This is a genomic window from Gordonia alkaliphila (assembly GCF_039542465.1).
GTDB classification, from domain to species: domain Bacteria; phylum Actinomycetota; class Actinomycetes; order Mycobacteriales; family Mycobacteriaceae; genus Gordonia; species Gordonia alkaliphila.
This window is the reverse complement of record NZ_BAABIE010000048.1, coordinates 1-947: the sequence shown is the minus strand read 5'-3', so window position 1 is coordinate 947 and position 947 is coordinate 1. Positions and strand designations below refer to the sequence as shown.

Here is a 947-nt window from a genome sequence, read left to right as displayed (position 1 = left end):
CTAGGGCGTGTTGATCAAGAGGTTTCGCGCTGTCGTGGGCGAGTCTTGAACGGTGACGCGACAGGAGATCTCTGACGAGGTGTGGTCTGTGATGGAGCCGTTGATGCCGACGGTGTCTGGCCGGTCGAGGCCGTGGACCGACCACCGGCTCGCTGTCGAGGGCATGGCGTGGAAGTACCGCACCGGAGCGCCGTGGCGGGACGTTCCCGAGCGGTTCGGGAAGTGGAACTCGATCTACAAGCGGTTCAACCGGTGGGCCGAGGACGGCACCTGGGAGAAGCTGCTGGCCGAGGTGCAGAAGCAGGCTGACGTGGCCGGGAAGATCGACTGGGTCGTCTCGATCGACTCGACGATCGCGCGCGTGCATCAGCACGGCGCGACCCTCACGCGCGACACAGGGGGCTCTGCCGAATCACAAGAATCCGTGGTTCGAGCCGCCTGATCACGCGATTGGCCGGTCTCGCGGCGGGCTGACGACCAAGCTGCACCTGGTCGCCGACGGCCGCGGCAGGCCGCTGGGGATGGTGATCACCGGCGGGAACGTGAACGACACCACGATGATGGCGGCGGTGCTCGAGGACATCCGCGTCCCCCGCGCCGGCAAGGGCAGACCGCGCACCCGCCCCGACCGGGTGCTCGCGGACAAGGGCTACCCGTCGAAGGCGAACCGCGCCTGGCTGCGTACCCGCGGGATCGCGGCGACCATCCCCGAACGCGACGACCAGATCGCACACCGGCGCAAGAAGCCCGGCCGGCCCATCGACTTCGGCGACCAGCAGCAACAGCGCTACAAGGGCCGCAACGTCGTGGAGCGGTGTTTCAACCGGCTCAAGCAGTGGCGTGGCATCGCGATGCGCTCAGACAAGCTCGCCCGCAACTACCGCGCCGGCATCTGCCTCGCCGCCACACTGATCTGGATCAAGACCGACTTGATCAACACGGCCTAG

At 67.4% G+C, this 947-nt stretch carries 1 pseudogene; it reads left to right on the top strand.

Going from position 1 to position 947, the window contains the following annotated elements:
- The first annotated feature begins 91 nt into the window (after positions 1–91).
- Positions 92–947, top strand: a pseudogene (locus tag ABD989_RS17645) (IS5 family transposase).